Here is a 549-nt window from a genome sequence, read left to right on the forward strand (position 1 = left end):
GCACCATAAGGGATGGCAACGCTACTAGGGGCACTATAGTAGCTAGGGTAGATACCGCATATAGATGGCAAGTTAAAAGCCAACAGAGCTTGGGCTTGAGCTAGAGTCTGATCAAAGTAGAGACCACCAAACTGCTGGAGGTGTTGCTGTTGGACAGTCGCCCAAACACTGTTAATGGCCTGGTACTGAGATTGTTGCGCCATCAGCCTGAGCTGTTGGCAGCACTGCTGCTGCAAGACTTGGTTGTTTCTCAGTGGAAACGTAGCTGATTGCCAGAGGGGGGATGCTGCTATGTTATACTGCTGCCTTACGAACTCATTGCAAGGGCTAAGCACCTGTTGCTGCAGCAGGACATGCGGCTGCAGCTGATATTGCCTATAACTCTGACTGAAAACATCAAGCTGCGCAGAGGCGCTGCATGCAGCAATAGCAAGGAGAGCAAAGACGAAAATGATCTTCATTTTTGATATTGAAATGATAACTGCACCAGGGCCAGCTATGTATACCATGCCAATGGTACTACCGCCAGTGTCAACCACAGGCCCTCCT

General features: G+C 49.7%; 1 protein-coding gene. It reads right to left on the reverse strand.

Annotated elements, in window-relative coordinates; translation table 11 throughout:
* A partial coding sequence (locus tag H8K55_RS21295; protein WP_222612572.1) for a hypothetical protein occupies positions 1 to 539 on the reverse strand: 539 nt, incomplete at its 3' end.
* Positions 540 to 549: the final 10 nt, after the last annotated feature.

This window comes from Affinundibacterium flavidum, assembly GCF_014284175.1.
In the GTDB taxonomy this organism is placed as follows: domain Bacteria; phylum Pseudomonadota; class Gammaproteobacteria; order Burkholderiales; family Burkholderiaceae_D; genus Undibacterium; species Undibacterium flavidum.